This is a genomic window from Gordonia sp. SMJS1 (genome assembly GCF_029866425.1).
Taxonomy (GTDB): Bacteria; Actinomycetota; Actinomycetes; order Mycobacteriales; family Mycobacteriaceae; genus Gordonia; species Gordonia hongkongensis.
Genome location: NZ_CP123383.1, coordinates 1 through 14,723 on the forward strand (window position 1 = coordinate 1; position 14,723 = coordinate 14,723).

11 protein-coding genes are annotated in these 14,723 nt (G+C 63.5%); 3 read left to right on the top strand and 8 right to left on the bottom strand.

Annotated elements, in window-relative coordinates; all coding sequences use genetic code 11:
- The first annotated feature begins 372 nt into the window (after positions 1 to 372).
- Positions 373 to 1,359, top strand: a complete 987-nt coding sequence (locus tag QAD21_RS24690; protein ID WP_280362147.1) for a hypothetical protein — start codon at positions 373 to 375, stop codon at positions 1,357 to 1,359.
- A gap of 21 nt (positions 1,360 to 1,380) precedes the next feature.
- Here the strand turns inward: QAD21_RS24690 and QAD21_RS24695 are convergent, their stop codons facing one another.
- On the bottom strand, positions 1,381 to 2,697 hold the full coding sequence (locus QAD21_RS24695) for an IS256 family transposase (protein ID WP_014928678.1): 1,317 nt from the start codon (positions 2,695 to 2,697) through the stop codon (positions 1,381 to 1,383).
- Positions 2,698 to 3,470: 773 nt separating this feature from the next.
- Between QAD21_RS24695 and QAD21_RS24700 the strand changes: the two genes are divergently transcribed.
- Positions 3,471 to 5,396 carry a hypothetical protein gene (locus tag QAD21_RS24700; protein WP_280362148.1) on the top strand — a complete coding sequence of 642 codons (1,926 nt, stop codon included), beginning with the start codon at positions 3,471 to 3,473 and terminating at the stop codon, positions 5,394 to 5,396.
- A gap of 116 nt (positions 5,397 to 5,512) precedes the next feature.
- Here QAD21_RS24700 and QAD21_RS24705 read toward each other — a convergent pair whose 3' ends face one another.
- On the bottom strand, positions 5,513 to 5,842 hold the full coding sequence (locus tag QAD21_RS24705; RefSeq protein ID WP_280362150.1) for a hypothetical protein: 330 nt from the start codon (positions 5,840 to 5,842) through the stop codon (positions 5,513 to 5,515).
- A 156-nt stretch (positions 5,843 to 5,998) separates the two neighbouring features.
- Here QAD21_RS24705 and QAD21_RS24710 point away from each other — a divergent pair.
- A protein-coding gene (locus tag QAD21_RS24710) for an IS3 family transposase (protein WP_085948638.1) occupies positions 5,999 to 7,137 on the top strand; the annotation gives its coding sequence in 2 pieces (ribosomal slippage) (positions 5,999 to 6,269 and positions 6,269 to 7,137; 1,140 coding nt in all).
- A gap of 54 nt (positions 7,138 to 7,191) precedes the next feature.
- Here the strand turns inward: QAD21_RS24710 and QAD21_RS24715 are convergent.
- The 6 genes from QAD21_RS24715 to dnaK all read right to left on the bottom strand — a co-directional run bounded on the left by QAD21_RS24715 (position 7,192) and on the right by dnaK (position 14,720).
- A protein-coding gene (locus QAD21_RS24715) for an IS3 family transposase (RefSeq protein WP_280362153.1) occupies positions 7,192 to 8,357 on the bottom strand; the annotation gives its coding sequence in 2 pieces (ribosomal slippage) (positions 7,192 to 8,070 and positions 8,073 to 8,357; 1,164 coding nt in all).
- Between the two features lie 51 nt (positions 8,358 to 8,408).
- Complete coding sequence (gene clpB / locus QAD21_RS24720) at positions 8,409 to 11,051, bottom strand: ATP-dependent chaperone ClpB (RefSeq protein WP_280362155.1); 2,643 nt, start codon at positions 11,049 to 11,051, stop codon at positions 8,409 to 8,411.
- Complete coding sequence (locus tag QAD21_RS24725; protein WP_006930777.1) at positions 11,033 to 11,362, bottom strand: chaperone modulator CbpM; 330 nt, start codon at positions 11,360 to 11,362, stop codon at positions 11,033 to 11,035. Before QAD21_RS24725 ends, clpB begins: the two co-directional genes overlap by 19 nt.
- Positions 11,359 to 12,297: a J domain-containing protein gene (locus QAD21_RS24730; RefSeq protein ID WP_247207563.1), complete on the bottom strand. Its 939-nt coding sequence runs from the start codon at positions 12,295 to 12,297 to the stop codon at positions 11,359 to 11,361. Before QAD21_RS24730 ends, QAD21_RS24725 begins: the two co-directional genes overlap by 4 nt.
- Positions 12,298 to 12,303: 6 nt before the next feature.
- On the bottom strand, positions 12,304 to 12,828 hold the full coding sequence (locus QAD21_RS24735; RefSeq protein WP_247207564.1) for a nucleotide exchange factor GrpE: 525 nt from the start codon (positions 12,826 to 12,828) through the stop codon (positions 12,304 to 12,306).
- A gap of 8 nt (positions 12,829 to 12,836) precedes the next feature.
- Positions 12,837 to 14,720, bottom strand: a complete 1,884-nt coding sequence (gene dnaK, locus QAD21_RS24740; RefSeq protein ID WP_280362169.1) for a molecular chaperone DnaK — start codon at positions 14,718 to 14,720, stop codon at positions 12,837 to 12,839.
- Between the last annotated feature and the right edge of the window lie 3 nt (positions 14,721 to 14,723).

A 14,723-nucleotide genomic window follows, 5' to 3' on the forward strand; every position in this document is an offset into this window, starting at 1 on the left:
CTGCCCCACTTCCCATCGACCTACGGTCGATTGGTCGGAGTGTGATTGTGGTGCACCGTGTTTCATGTCGACCAGTCTAGCACGTTCAGACCGAGCAACGGGCCTCGACAGGGGCCGTGTCGGCCTGCGGCCGACCCCTCACCACACCCCACCCGACCGCCCTACGGACGCTCTCAGTACCCATATGAAACATACTACCGCACAACAGAATTAAAACCCATTGCCACACAACCGATTCCCTACGGAAATCTACGCCTGGCGCGACCGCTACTCTCGCATGCAACCAAAGAAGCCCGAACCTCCGTGCCCCCTTTCTCATAATTTGAGAAAGGACCGTGCGGCTCCGAAGGAGCATCGACTACGGTGCTGCGAATGCTTCGCGTTTACCTCGACCAGTTCGCCTGGATCGGTCTCGCAAAGGCTGCACACGGTCGATCGGACGGTGCGCCCTACAGTGCCGCACTTGAGATGTGTCGCGCGGCGAGAACGCTCAACGCGGCGTCGTTCCCACTCGACCTGTATCGGTACTGGGAAACAGCCAAGAATCACGTCGCGGGATCTAGGAACCGTCTGGCAGACACCATGATCGAGCTGTCCGATTTCGACACCATCACCATTCCGCCGCCGCTACTTCCCTACGAGATCGACACGAGACTTCAAAAACTCTTCGGGCGACCCACCGATGTGGCTGTGCCACGCATATTCGGACGCGGCATCGAGCACCTCACCGCCGGCGGCGTCGACATCTCGGGGCCGCGGCCCGCCTCTACCGACAAGAGCAGCGACCTGCGTAAACCCATCGACCGTCTGCTCGAGGAGGCATTACTACGCGCTGGTCCGGATACTCACGCGAGAGTAGGCCAACCGCTCAATGCCGATGAATGGGGCAAGAAGTTCGTGCAACACGAAGTCACCGTCGCGCAAGCGATCGCTGGTCGTGGTGTGGAGCGGGAGGACCTGCCGGCCGCCGTCGTCCACTCCGATTACGAGGACATCGCGCCAGTCATCCGTGAGCGCGTCCTATCCGCCGGCCTGACTCTCGAGGGAGTCACCGCCTCACTGGGCGGGGCCGGCATTCTCCGACTCGTGGAATCACTTCCCACCCGACGAGTCACGAACGCCCTGCGCCTGAGTAAGCACCTCCACCCGCCTGAGCACCAAACGTGGCGGCCAAACGACTTTATCGACGTCGTTCAACTACCCGTTCCAACTGTCTACTGCGACGTTGTCTTCACCGAGAAGCAGTGGGTCGAGGCACTGTCACGCGAACGCCTCGACGAGCAATTCCGCACCACACTGATCTCGAAACCTGAGCAGCTAGTGGAGGTACTAGCTGCGGCGACGGGAGTATCAGATTAACGGTGTAAGTGGCGTTTTCGGTTAGTTGTCTTCGCTGGCCGGCATGCGGTCGGCGAAGGTGATGGCGAATGCGTTGAGTGCTGGTTTCCACCGCATTGTCCATCGTTTCTGTCCGGTGCCGGTCGGATCGAGCGACCGGGTCACCAGGTACAGGCACTTTAGCGCCGACTGCTCGTTCGGGAAATGCCCACGAGCCCGCACTGCGCGCCGGTAGCGGGCGTTGAGTGACTCGATCGCATTCGTCGAGCAGATCACCTTACGGACCTCGATGTCGTAGTCGAGGAACGGTATGAATTCTTGCCATGCGTTGCGCCACAACCGGATAGCTGCCGGGTACCGGTGCCCCCACTCGGCGTCGAACGCATCCAACGCCTCGGCCGCGGCTGCAGCGGTGGGGGCGGTGTAGATCGGTTTGATCGCCTTGGCGATAGCATCGCGGTGCTGGCGGCCGGCATAGCGGAATGTGCCCCGGATCAGATGGATGACACACGTCTGCACCACCGTGTCGGGAAAGACCGCCCCGACCGATTGCGGCAGGCCTTTTAGCCCGTCGCAGACGAGGAAGAAGATGTCGGCTACACCCCGGTTCTTCAGCTCGGTAAGCACCGCCAGCCAGTACTTTGCCGACTCACCATCGCCTTCACCTGCCCACATCCCGAGCACGTCACGATGCCCGGCCAGATCCACCCCGATCGCGGCGTAGATCGGCCGGGGCCCTACCTGCCCATCGCGGATTTTGACATGGATGGCGTCGATGAACACCGCGGCGTAGACGCGTTCGAGCGGACGGGCATGCCAGGTGGCCATCTCTTCGAGCACCCGGTCGGTGATCCGGCTGATCGTGTCTTTGGAGACCGCAGCACCGTAGATGTCGGCGAAATGGGCGCTGATTTCACCGGTGGTGAGCCCACGGGCATACAGCGACAACACCACCTCATCCACATCAGTCAAGCGGCGTTGGCGCTTCTTCACGATCTGCGGCTCGAAGGTGCCCGCCCGATCCCGCGGGACATCGATCTCGACCTGCCCACACGCATCAGTCAGCACGGTCTTCGACCGAGACCCGTTGCGCGAGTTGCCACTCCCACGACCACGCTGGTCGTGCTTGTCGTAACCGAGATGCTCAGACATCTCTTCATCGAGCGCCGTCTCGAGCACCGTTTTGGTCATCGCTTTGAGCAACCCATCCGGACCGGTCAGGCGGACCCCGGCCTCCCGGGCCTGGCGGACCAGCTCGCGGGCTACCTCGAGTTCATCGACGCTGCGGTCCGCAGGCACCTCGACGATCCCGTCATCGTGTTCATCAGATGGCTCCACAGCCACCAGAGTGTCGGTCATGATGCGACCTTCCTGCCCCCGACACACCGAGGGCGGTAAGGCCACTTACACCGTTCTCACGACAGTCCCGCGGCGACGTTGTGAGGCGGAGTCAGCTAAGACCGGTGACCCCGATTCTTTGATGCGGGGCAGGATATCGTTCGACGGTGTCTACACGGACGGTCACGATAGTTTCGGTGCTCGTGCTATCGACGCTGGCCTTTTGGACTAGCGCCGCGACGTCGATCCTCCCTGACTGGTGGTGGCTACGCGACTGGAGAGTGCTCGGTCCAGCCGGTGGCGTCCTCCTCGTACTTGCAGTCATTCTCGCCATCATCCAAGCCCGACACGACACACGCGAAGACCGGCCCGACAAGGTCTCCCCCCAGCCCCAGTACGGGGATCGCTCCGTAATTGGAAATGTGCTCAGCGGCAGTGCCGCTATCAACACCGGAGACGTGCACAACACAGTGGAGTTCACACGTCCACCACTAGGACTACCTGACGCGATAAGCTCCGCCGACTACCTGGAGCGAGTGCGGCGTCTATCCGACGAGCGTCGCGTACGCAGGGTTCGCGCCGCGGGCCTCTCGCCGATGCGGGTGGCGCAAGTTGTACAGCTCATCTCCTCGCGCACTTCGATTAGCACGCCCCGTAGCGGTGAGGTTGTTGTGTTAACTGGCCAACTCGGCTCAGGCAAGAGCGAAGCAGCCGAGGCCGCGCTAAGGGAGGCAACCACTCGCGCAGCTGACTCCAACGAAGCCCCAGTTCCAATCTGGGTCTCTGCCCAAGAGATGGTCGACGGAGCGACCTTAGAGGGTCATGTCGCCGACCAGGTCGGCACATCCATACTGACAGCGCGCGGGGCGTTCGTTGTGCTCGACGGACTCGACGAACGCTTCCATGAGATCGCCGGCATGCTTACCCAAGCAAGTCTCTTCACTGCGGCCTGGCCACGGTCAAGTGTGTTGGTGACAACACGACCCACCGAGCTAGCCACCAGGGGATTTGAGGTAACGCCGATGCCGCTGCTCGCGGAAGCCGAGGCGCTGGATCTCGTCCGAACCTTATCCCGCGGTGATCAGCATGTAGGTCGGCAGTGGAGCGCTGATCTCCGTGAGCTGATCAGGCGCCCTCTATTCGCACTGATCACCGCCCAGTACCTGTCACCCCACCGTTACGGACAAGCCAACGCCGCCGAGCTGATCGACCTAGTCATCACAGACAGCGCCAAACGCGAAGGCGCCGCGTTCTCATCCGCTCTGCGAAAAATCGCGGTCGCGACGACAACCACCGGGCAGCGGGTCGATACCCGCACCATGCTTTCAGCAGAAGAGTGGGGTTCGGTGCAGGGCTCACCCATGCTGACAGTCGACCGTCACACAGCGCGCTTCACACTCGCAGTCTTTCAGCAATGGCTCGCCGGCCAGGCGCTGATCTCCGGCGAAGTCGACATAGAACAGTCAGTAACTGTTGACCTGGTCGCCTTCGACCGATGGAGATACGCAGTTTCTATCGCCCTCGCGTCCGCACCCACCGAACGCTTCGACGACATCATGTGCCACCTCGCCGGATGGCGTCCCGCTGCTGCCGCCTGGGTACTGAGCGAAGTCCAAGGCCCAGCCATCCCCGCCGAGGCCAGCCAAGATCGCAACCAGGACACAGCAAACCGGCGCATCCGCCAGGCGCTCACAGCATGGCTCGCAGGGCTAGGACCTACCGGCAAGATCACCAACCACGAACTGAGCGAAACGTTCTCCGAGAAGAACCGTCCCGGGTTACTCGACACCCACACCTTCACCGTGCAGATCGACGGCGGTCAGGTTCGTCTCACAATCAAGTCCCCCCAGCACAGGCAGATGGTGGCGCGGCCAATCACCCATTCAGGCTGGCCGTGGACCCTCACTCTCGATGTGCTTGCCGACAAGATCTCGAGAAACCTTGTCGGCTACATTGTCGATTCGCCCCCTGAGGGCGTCGTCGAGGCAGAGGTCTATCGCGCCCTCATCGATCGATCTCCGGAATTTCCATCAGTCGAGGCTCTACAGGTCGCAATTGACAAGCTCGACCATGGCGAATTGTCCTCTCCACCTGGATATTCACCGGAGCAGAGGACAGAACTAAGGAATCAGGCACAGCGTATGCTCAGCGGGCGGCGCGCGGCCGAGTCCGATCTCTACCGATGGCCGGGTCCCGATCAAGAGGACCCCACACCGTGGCATCCCACCGGGCGATACTCGAAAGATCGACTCGGTGAACGCGCCCGGCAGATACTCACCGAGACTCTCAACGCCTATCAGAGCATCGTCGACTCACACTTCCCCACCCTGAGTGACACACTTCGCTGCCGGGTGCTGATGCCCGCCACACTTGAAGGTGACATCACCGTCCACGAAGACGCTTGGGGACCAGGCAACCATGAGATATGGCTGGCCTCGTGGCTCAACCCTGGCGCCGTAACAAACAACGTCGCCCTCACAGTCGAATCACCAGATCCCGCCGTCACACTGCCCGACGAAGACGACCGTCTCCACCGACAATTCTCCGAATGGCTCGACGCTCACCCCGAGGCACGAGCATTTGCACACTTTTCAGTCTCACACGGCGCGACAGAGTTCTTCGGCACCGCTCCCGCTACCGCACTCGCCATCCGATGGCTATGGGACGACCTCAAAGACATCAACCTAGTCACAGGTCACGCACCCCGAAAAATCCTCTGACACAGGACAGGCGTCAGAGGCGGAGCGCCATACTGAGGTTCACAACGATCGCCGCACATCTTCGGTCTCGAAGTACTCCACAAAGAGCCGGCCCAACTCGATCCAATCCTGCGCGGTCACATCCGCGTCAGCGTGGAGATCGAGGGCTTCTTCCACTGTCCAACCGTCGTAGACGATGTACGGCGAGCACCACCTATCGAGATCCCAGGCAGCACAGACCCCCGAGCGCCGTTCAGACTTAGAAAGCCCCATCCAGAAGAGATTGCCAGGTCATGACCCTTGATACTCGGAAAGCGGTCCGCCTCCGTCCACCTCCGCCACGCGTGGTTGAAAGCGAACTCCAGCGACATCTTCGAACCCGTCACAGCGTCAACGCCCTGCGCGAGCACGCCAAGCGCCAGGCCGATCACCACCGTCTTGACCTGCTGATCTTTCGTTTGCTTCACGGCAAGAATCCGTCTTTCTCGGGTGCAGACGTCGGGACACATTCAGGGTAGGCCCTGCTGCGGCGCCAGTAGCAGCTGAGGTGGGCCCTTCGTAGTGGTCCAGTTGTTGTGCGACTCTGTTGCCCGAGTGTTTGGGCAGGAAGAATCGACGACGACATGGCAGGTAGCAAGCGCCGGCGGCATACGCCGGATCAGATCATCCGCAAGCTGGCCGAGGGCAACAAGCTCCTCGGGACCGGGCAGGAGTTGGCTGAGGTGTGCCGGCATCTGGAGGTCACAGAGTCGACCTGGCATCGCTGGGTGGCCCAGTACGGGGGCATGAAGGCCAATGACGTCAAACGCCTCAAAGAACTCGAAGCTGAGAACGCTCGGCTCAAGAAGTTGGTCGCCAACCAGGCCCTCGATATCGACATGCTCAAGGAGATTTCGTCGGGAAACTTCTGACCCCGAACCGCAAGCGCAGCGCCGTGACGATGCTGCGTGAGCGGTTCGGGGTATCTGAGCGGCGAGCATGTGCTGTGGTGGGCATCCACCGCTCCACGATGCGACTGCACCCAGCGCCGATCACCGCGGAGGAAGCCGAGCTGCGGTCCTGGCTACGTGGGTTTTCCACCGACCGGCCCCGCTGGGGCTGGCGACGCGCCGCGATCGCCGCGCGCAAAGCGGGCTTCACGGTCAACAACAAACGCATCCGCCGCCTGTGGCGCGAGGAGGGGCTGCGAGTTCCCCAGCGCCGCAGGAAGAAACGGCTCACCGGAATCGGGACCGCGGTTGGGGCGATGTGCCCAATCCGGCCGAACGTGATCTGGGCGATGGACTTCCAATTCGACACCACCGCCGACGGCCGAACCATCAAAATGCTCAACGTGATCGACGAGTTCACCCGCGAAGCCCTGGCGATCCACGTCGACCGCGTCATCAACGCCGATGGCGTGGTTGACGTTCTCGACCGCCTGGCCCTGATACATGGTCCACCGTGCTACGTGCGGTTCGACAACGGACCGGAATTCGTCGCTCACGCCGTCAACGACTGGTGCCGATTCAACGGCACCGGATCACTATTCATCGACCCCGGCTCCCCGTGGCAGAACGCCTGGATCGAATCGTTCAACGGCCGCCTGCGCGACGAGCTGCTCAACTCCTGGCGCTTTGACTCCCTGCGCGAAGCCCGGGTCATCATCGAAGACTGGAGGATCGACTACAACGCCAACCGACCCCATTCGGCCCACCACGGACTCACCCCCGCCGAGTTCGCCCTACAGTGGACCACGACCCACCAACCCCAAGCCGCATAGCGACTGGACCATCGAATGGGTCGGGCCTGGTGCAGGGATAGGTGACAGGGTTAGTCACGCGGCCTGAGGGGCCTCGTGGTTGATGATGGTCTCGAATTCAATGGGGGTCAATCTGCCGAGGCGGTCCTGTCGTCTGCGGCGGTGGTAGGTCCGTTCGATCCAGTGCACGATGGCGGCCCGGAGCTCGTCTCTGGTGGCCCAGGATCGACGGTCGAGGACGTTGTTCTGTAGCAGCGAGAAGAAGCTCTCCATCGCCGCGTTGTCACCACACGCACCGACCCTGCCCATCGACCCGAGCATGCCGTGCCGGGTGATGGCCTTCTGCATCTTCTTCGAACGAAATTGAGACCCTCTATCGCTGTGCAGAACGCAGCCGGCCACGTCCCCTCGCCTGGCGACAGCGCTGTTCAGGGCGGCCACGGCCAGGCGGGACTTCATTCTCGAGTCGATCGAGTACCCGACGATCCGGCCCGAGTAGACGTCCTTGATCGCGCACAGGTACAGCTTGCCCTCGGCCGTCCAGTGCTCGGTGATGTCGGTCAGCCACAGCTCGTTGGGGCCGGGCGCGGTGAAGTCTCTCTTGACGAGATCGTCGTGTACAGGCGGGCCGGCCTTGCGGTGCTTGCCGCGGCCTCTCTTGCTGATGGTGCTGGTCCAGCCGCCGGCGGAGCAGATCCGCCACGCCGTCCGCCGGCACATCTTCTCGCCTGCGGCTTCGGCCTCGTCGGCGAGGTAGCGGTAGCCGAACTCCGGGTCTTCGCGGTGGGCGTCGAACAGGGCGTTGGCCCGGTACGCCTCGGCGAGCTCGGCGTCGGTGATCGGGTTCTTGCGCCACCGGTAGTAGGGCTGGCGAGCGATCTTGAGTACCCGACACGCCACCGTGACGGGGATGCCGTCAGCGGCCAGCTCACTCACGAGCGGGTACCACCTTTTCCCGGCAGATTCGCTTGGGACGGGTACGCCGCCGCCCGGCGTAAGACCTCGTTCTCCTGTTCAAGCAGGCGCACACGCCGCTTGGCCTCGCGCAGCTCACGCGATTCGGCCGACGTGGTGCCGGGCTTGATCCCGGCCTCCACGTCGGCCTTGCGGATCCACTTGTTCAGGGTCATCGGGTGGATACCGAAGTCGGCAGCGATCTGTTCGAGAGTCACACCGTCTTCACGGTTCTGGGCGACGCGGACAACGTCGTCGCGGAACTCGTGGGGATAGGGCTTGGGCACAGCTGGCATCCTTCCAGGCCGCCCGGCAGAGCAAGCCAGATCAGATGTCACCTACTCGTGCACCAGCCCCCCGTGCGATTGTTCCGTATATGCGACGGACAGTTCGCCGTCATCGACCGTGACATCGATGGTGCCGCCCGGTTCGATTTCGCCGCGCAACAGCGCACGACCGATCTTGGTCTCGACCTCATGGGCGATATACCTGCGCAGGGGTCGTGCACCGTAGACCGGGTCGAAACCGTGTTCGGCGATGAGCCGGCGTGCTTCCGGCGTGATATTCAAGTGTATCTGTCTCTCCGACAACCTGTTCCGAAGATCGGCGAGCTGCAGCTCGACGATGTACTCGATCTGGGGCAGCGTGAGCGGTGTGAACAACACGATGTCGTCGACCCGGTTGAGGAACTCGGGACGGAAGTGCCCGCGCAGTTCCGCCAGCACCCGCGCCCGGGCGTCCGGCTTGATCTCGCCGTCCGCTGTGACTCCCTCGAGGAGATGCTGAGATCCGATGTTCGAGGTCATGATGATCACCGTGTTCCGGAAATCGACCTGCCTGCCTTGAGAATCGGTGATCCGGCCGTCATCGAGCACCTGCAGCAGGGTATTGAAGACGTCGGCATGGGCCTTCTCGATCTCGTCGAAGAGCACCACGGAGTACGGCTTGCGACGCACCGCCTCAGTGAGCTGACCCCCCTCGTCATACCCGACATACCCGGGGGGCGCACCGATGAGCCTACTCACCGTGTGCCGCTCCTGGTACTCGCTCATATCCAGGCGCACCATGTTGTCTTCGCTGTCGAAGAGGGCACTGGCCAGCGTCTTTGCGAGCTCGGTCTTCCCCACACCTGTCGGTCCCAGGAAGATGAACGAACCGATCGGCCGGCGCGGATCACGGATACCCGACCTTGCTCTGATTACCGCGTCTGCGACCAGTTGTACCGCCTCGTCCTGACCGATGACCCTCTCGTGCAGGATCTCGTCGAGCTTCAACAGCTTCTCCCGCTCGCCTTCCTGCAGTCGAGCGACCGGGATACCCGTCCATGCGGCCACGATCTCTGCGATCTCGTCTTCGGTGACCACCTCGCGCAGCAACGGATTCCGGCCCTGCCTGGTAGCCAATTGCTCCTCCGCCGCCTCGAGCCTGCGTTCCAGCGCGGTGATCTCGCCGTACCGCAACTCGGCGGCCCGATTGAGGTCGTAATTGCGTTCGGCCTCCTCGGCCTCGTGGCGTAAGCGTTCCAGCTCTCCCCGCAGCTCCTGCACCCGACGGATCGCTTGGCGCTCCGCCTCCCACTGAGCGTGCCGGGCGTCGGCCTCGGCCCGCAGATCGGCCAGCTCCTTACGCAACTCCTCGAGGCGCGTCTTGCTGGCCGCGTCCGTTTCCTTGGACAGGGCGGCCTCTTCGATTTCCAGCCGGGTCACTTTCCGGGTGAGTTCGTCGAGTTCGGCGGGCATCGAGTCGATTTCGGTTCGTAGCCGGGCGCACGCTTCATCTACCAGGTCGATCGCCTTGTCCGGAAGGAAACGGTCGGTGATGTACCGGTGCGAGAGGGTCACGGCGGCCACCAGTGCGCCGTCCTGGATCTTCACGCCGTGAAACACCTCGAGGCGTTCTCGAAGTCCGCGCAGAATCGAGATTGCATCCTCGGCACTGGGCTCGTCGACGAGAACGGTCTGGAATCGACGCTCCAATGCTGCATCGGATTCGATGTGCTTGCGATACTCGTCGAGAGTGGTGGCACCGATCATGTGCAGTTCGCCGCGGGCGAGCATCGGTTTGAGCATGTTGCCGGCGTCGAGAGATCCCTCGCCGCCGACCGATCCTGCGCCGACGACGGTGTGTAACTCGTCGACGAACAACAGGATGCGCCCCTCGGCCGCTTTCACCTCGGACAGCACCGCCTGCAGCCGTTCCTCGAACTCGCCGCGGTACTTCGCGCCGGCCACCAGGGAACCCATGTCGAGCGAGAAGATCGTTTTGTCGCGTAGGCCCTCGGGCACGTCGCCGCGGACGATCCGCTGGGCGAGTCCCTCGACGATCGCGGTCTTGCCGACGCCGGGGTCGCCGATCAGCACCGGATTGTTCTTCGTTTTCCGGCTCAGGATCTGCGTTACCCTGCGGATTTCGGCGTCTCGCCCGATGACCGGATCGAGTTTGCCTGCTCGGCCCTCGGAGACGAGGTCGCGTCCGTACTTCTCGAGCGCCTCGTACGCCCCCTCCGGGCTGGCCGAGGTGACGCGCTGGTTGCCGCGCACTGTGGTCAAGGCGGCGAGGAAGGTCTCTCGTGTGACCCCATGGCTGGTGAGAACCCGTCCGGCCGCACTGGTCGACCCCTCCTCGGAGAGGGCCATCACGAGATGCTCCACCGACACGTAGGAATCCTTGAGTCGCTTTGCCTCTCGTTCGGCGGCGTCGAGCAGTTTGGCCAGGCGCTGGGTGATCATCACCTGACCGGGCGTCGCACCGGGGCCGCTGACCTTCGGCCTACGCATGAGTGCCTGTTCCAGATCGGAGCGTAGGGCGTCGACGTTCGCACCGGCCTGCTCGAGCAGTCGCGGTACGAGCCCTTCCTGCTGATCGACCAACGCGAGCAGCAGGTGCTCTCCGTCGACCTCGGTGTGGCCCATTCTGGTCGCGATGTTCTGGGCCTCCTGCAGGGCTTCTCGTGACCTTTCAGTCAGACTGCCGGTGTCCATGGGGGTGTCTTCCTTCCGTGGGACGCTGCTTCGAGTTTCTCGATTCGATCCAGCAGATCGAGCACGAGCCCGATTGCCGAGTAGTTCAGGCCTAGACCCGTCCGTAACCGTTGGATGCGGGCAGCGTGGGCCACTGCTGACGGTTCGAACAATATTTCGCCGCCGGGGTCGCGGCGTGCGTCGATCAGGCCGAGAGCCACAAGCTTTCGTGCCAGGTCGGGGTGCAGCCCGGTACGTTCGGCGAAGACATCCAGCGACATTCCGGTACGGCGAACCAATATGTACTGGGTGCCCGGGGTCGGGGTGCTCATGGCTGTTTCCTCGGATCGAAGTTCGATTCGGCGGCCAACTGTTCGAACAGCTCGCGTTCACGTGCTGTCGGTTTCGGCGGCACCATCACCTTGATTTCGGCGTAGAGGTTGCCGTTGGCGCCCCGCGGATTGGGCATTCCTTCTCCGCGCAGGCGAAGCTTCCGTCCCGTCGACGAGCCCGGCACCACTTTGACTTTCGCCTCGCCACCCGGGGTGGGAACGACGACGGTCGACCCGAGGACCGCCTCCCATGGCGATACGGGCAGGTCGACGTAGATGTCCCGGCCCTGGACGCGGAACCGGGGATGCGGCTTGATCCGCACCACGAGGTACAGATCCCCGGGCGGCGCGTCGCCGTTGCCCCGGCCGCCTTGCCCGGCCAGCCGGATTCGCTGGCCGTCCAGGACACCGACCGGAATGTCGACGTCGTACTGCCGTCCGTCCAGACGGAGAGTGCGTTTGCCGCCCCGATACGCCTCTTCCAGGGTCAGTTCCAGTTCCGCTTCCTGATCGGCGCCGGGAATCGGCCCGTACCCGCCACCGCCGCCGAACATCTGCCCGAAGAGGTCCTCGAAGTCGACGCCGCCCTCGCCACCGACACCGCGACCGAAGTGCACCCTTCTGCCCCCGCCCCCACCGCCGTACCCGCCGCCGCCGAACCCGCCGCCGTACCCACCGGCGCTTGCCCGGACCCGTTCGTCGTAGTCCTCGGGCACACGCCGGAAGTCGTCACCGAATCGGTCGTAGCGTTTCCGGGTGTCCGGGTCGGACAACACCTGGTAGGCCTCGTTGGCCTCCTTGAACCTGTCCTCCGCAGTGGGGTCCTTGTTCACGTCGGGGTGATACTTGCGGGCCAACTTGCGGTAGGCCTGCTGGATTTCGTCGGTGCCGGCGCCCCGAGAAACCCCGAGCACTTCGTAGTAGTCACGCGCCATCGGTGCTCACCCCTCGGGGCGGCTGACGACCACCGCGGCGGGACGCAACTGCCGCCCGTCCTCTCCATAGCCCGGGCGCAAGACCTCGACCACGGTCCCGGAGGGAAGGTCGGGTTGGGCCACCACACTGACCACTTCATGGAGCTCCGGAGAGAACGGCACACCGACCTCGTCGTGGCGCTCGAAGCCGAACCGTGACAGCACCTGCACCGCCTGATCCCGGATCGCCTTCACACCCTCGACGACGGCCTGAGGATCGCTGCCCGCATGGGCCAGCGCAAGCTCCAAATTGTCCAGGACAGGCAGCCACGCCGCGGAAACCTTCGCCACCTCCGCGGCGCGTTCACGATCCAGATCCTTGGCATACCGCTTGCGCAGGTTGTCCAGATCTGCGAGGGCCCTGCGCCAGCGGTCCTCGAGTTGAGCCAACTCGGCCCCCGTGTCGGTGCGATCAGGCGCCGTCTCGGTCTGATCCCCGTCGGTACCGTCGGTAGCCGGCTCGGTCGTCGAATGATCAGCAGACCTCTCCATCAGGTGCCTCAGCTCCGATCGAACTCGGCGTCGATCACGTCGTCATCATCCGACGACGCAGCCTCTGCGCCGCCGGCCTGGTGTCCGTCGCCGCCGCCGGCTTGGACCGGCGCGAGCCCGTAGAGCAGCTGCTGCAGCTCCGAGGTCAGGGGCTCTATCTCCGAGGGTGAAGCACCGTCTTTCACAGCCTTCCTGGCGTCGGCGATCAGCATCTCGGCACGCGCCTTGTCGTGCGGGGGCGCACTGTCACCGAGTTCGGCGAGTCGCCGTTCCACCTGGTAGGCAACCGAATCGAGCGCGTTGCGTGCGTCGACCGCCTTGCGCAGCTCCTCGTCCTCACCCCGGTTCCGTTCGGCCTCCGCAAGCATGCGCTCGACCTCACTCTGGTCCAGGTTGCCCTGCTCACTGATCGTGATGCTCTGCTCCTTGCCGGTGTCCTTGTCGCGGGCGGTGACGTTGAGGATGCCGTTAGCGTCGATATCGAAAGTGACTTCGACCTGGGCCTCGCCACGTGGCGCGGGGCGGATGTCTTCCAGCCGGAACCGGCCGAGGACCCGGTTGTCGGCGGCCCGTTCGCGTTCGCCCTGCAGCACCACGACGTCCACGGCGGACTGATTGTCTTCCGCCGTGGAGAACACTTCGCTGCGCCGGGCCGGGATCGTCGTATTGCGCTCGATGATCTTGGTCATCACCCCGCCCTGCGTCTCGACGCCGAGGGACAGCGGGGTGACGTCGAGCAACAGTACGTCGGAGACCTCACCTTTGAGCACGCCCGCCTGGACTGCGGCACCGAGCGCCACGACCTCGTCCGGGTTGACGCCCATGTGGGGGTCCTTACCGCCGGTGAGCCGGCGAACGAGTGCCTGTACCGCCGGAATGCGTGTCGAACCACCGACCAGGATCACCTCGTCGATGTCGTTGGCGGTGATCTTGGCGTCACTCATTGCCTGCTTTACCGGACCGAGGCAGCGTTCCACCAGATCTGCCGTCAGATCCTCGAACTTCGATCGCATGATCGTGGTGGTGAGGTGTTTGGGACCGTTCGCGTCTGCGGTGACGAAGGGCAAGCTGACCTGGGCTTGAGTTACCGAGGACAACTCGACCTTGGCTTTCTCCGCGGCCTCGAAGAGGCGTTGCAATGCCTGCGCATCCTTGCGCAGATCGATGTTCTCCGCGCTCTGGAATTCGTCGGCAAGGTAGTCCACCAGGCGTCGGTCGAAGTCGTCTCCGCCGAGGTGGGAGTCGCCGGCCGTCGAGCGAACCTCGACTACTCCCTCGCCGACATCGAGCAGACTCACATCGAAGGTGCCGCCGCCGAGGTCGAAGACCAGTACGGTCTCGTGGGTCTGCTTGTCCATGCCGTACGCCAGTGCCGCCGCGGTCGGCTCGTTGATGATCCGCAGGACCTCGAGGCCCGCGATCCGGCCGGCGTCTTTGGTGGCGTTGCGCTGCGCGTCATTGAAATAGGCCGGAACGGTGATGACCGCTTCCTTCACCTTCTCACCGAGGAACTTGCTCGCGTCATCTACGAGCTTGCGCAGCACGAGGGCACTGATCTCCTCCGGCGCGTACTTCTTTCCCCGCACGTCGAATCGTGCCTCACCGTTGTCACCCGGCACGACGTCGAAGCTGACCGCTTTGGCCTCCTCGGAGATCTCGTCGTAATGACGTCCGATGAAGCGTTTCGCCGAGTAGATCGTGCCCTTCGGATTCAAGATCGCCTGCCGTCGGGCCAGCTGACCCACCAGGCGCTCGCCGCTATCGGTGAACGCCACCACCGACGGCGTCGTCCGCGCACCCTCGACATTGGAGATCACCACCGGCTCGCCGCCTTGCCAGCTTGCGATGACCGAGTTGGTGGTGCCCAGGTCTATACCCACAGCAGTCGCCATGAC

What these genes read in the sequence shown, in the direction of transcription:
- QAD21_RS24700 (WP_280362148.1), top strand. Translation starts at nt 3,471, where the DNA reads ATGGTCGACGGAGCGACCTTAGAGGGTCATGTCGCCGACCAGGTCGGC.
- QAD21_RS24730 (WP_247207563.1), bottom strand. Translation starts at nt 12,297, where the DNA reads ATGGCGCGTGACTACTACGAAGTGCTCGGGGTTTCTCGGGGCGCCGGC.
- QAD21_RS24735 (WP_247207564.1), bottom strand. Translation starts at nt 12,828, where the DNA reads ATGGAGAGGTCTGCTGATCATTCGACGACCGAGCCGGCTACCGACGGT.
- clpB (WP_280362155.1), bottom strand. Translation starts at nt 11,051, where the DNA reads ATGGACACCGGCAGTCTGACTGAAAGGTCACGAGAAGCCCTGCAGGAG.
- QAD21_RS24725 (WP_006930777.1), bottom strand. Translation starts at nt 11,362, where the DNA reads ATGAGCACCCCGACCCCGGGCACCCAGTACATATTGGTTCGCCGTACC.
- dnaK (WP_280362169.1), bottom strand. Translation starts at nt 14,720, where the DNA reads ATGGCGACTGCTGTGGGTATAGACCTGGGCACCACCAACTCGGTCATC.
- QAD21_RS24690 (WP_280362147.1), top strand. Translation starts at nt 373, where the DNA reads ATGCTTCGCGTTTACCTCGACCAGTTCGCCTGGATCGGTCTCGCAAAG.
- QAD21_RS24695 (WP_014928678.1), bottom strand. Translation starts at nt 2,697, where the DNA reads ATGACCGACACTCTGGTGGCTGTGGAGCCATCTGATGAACACGATGAC.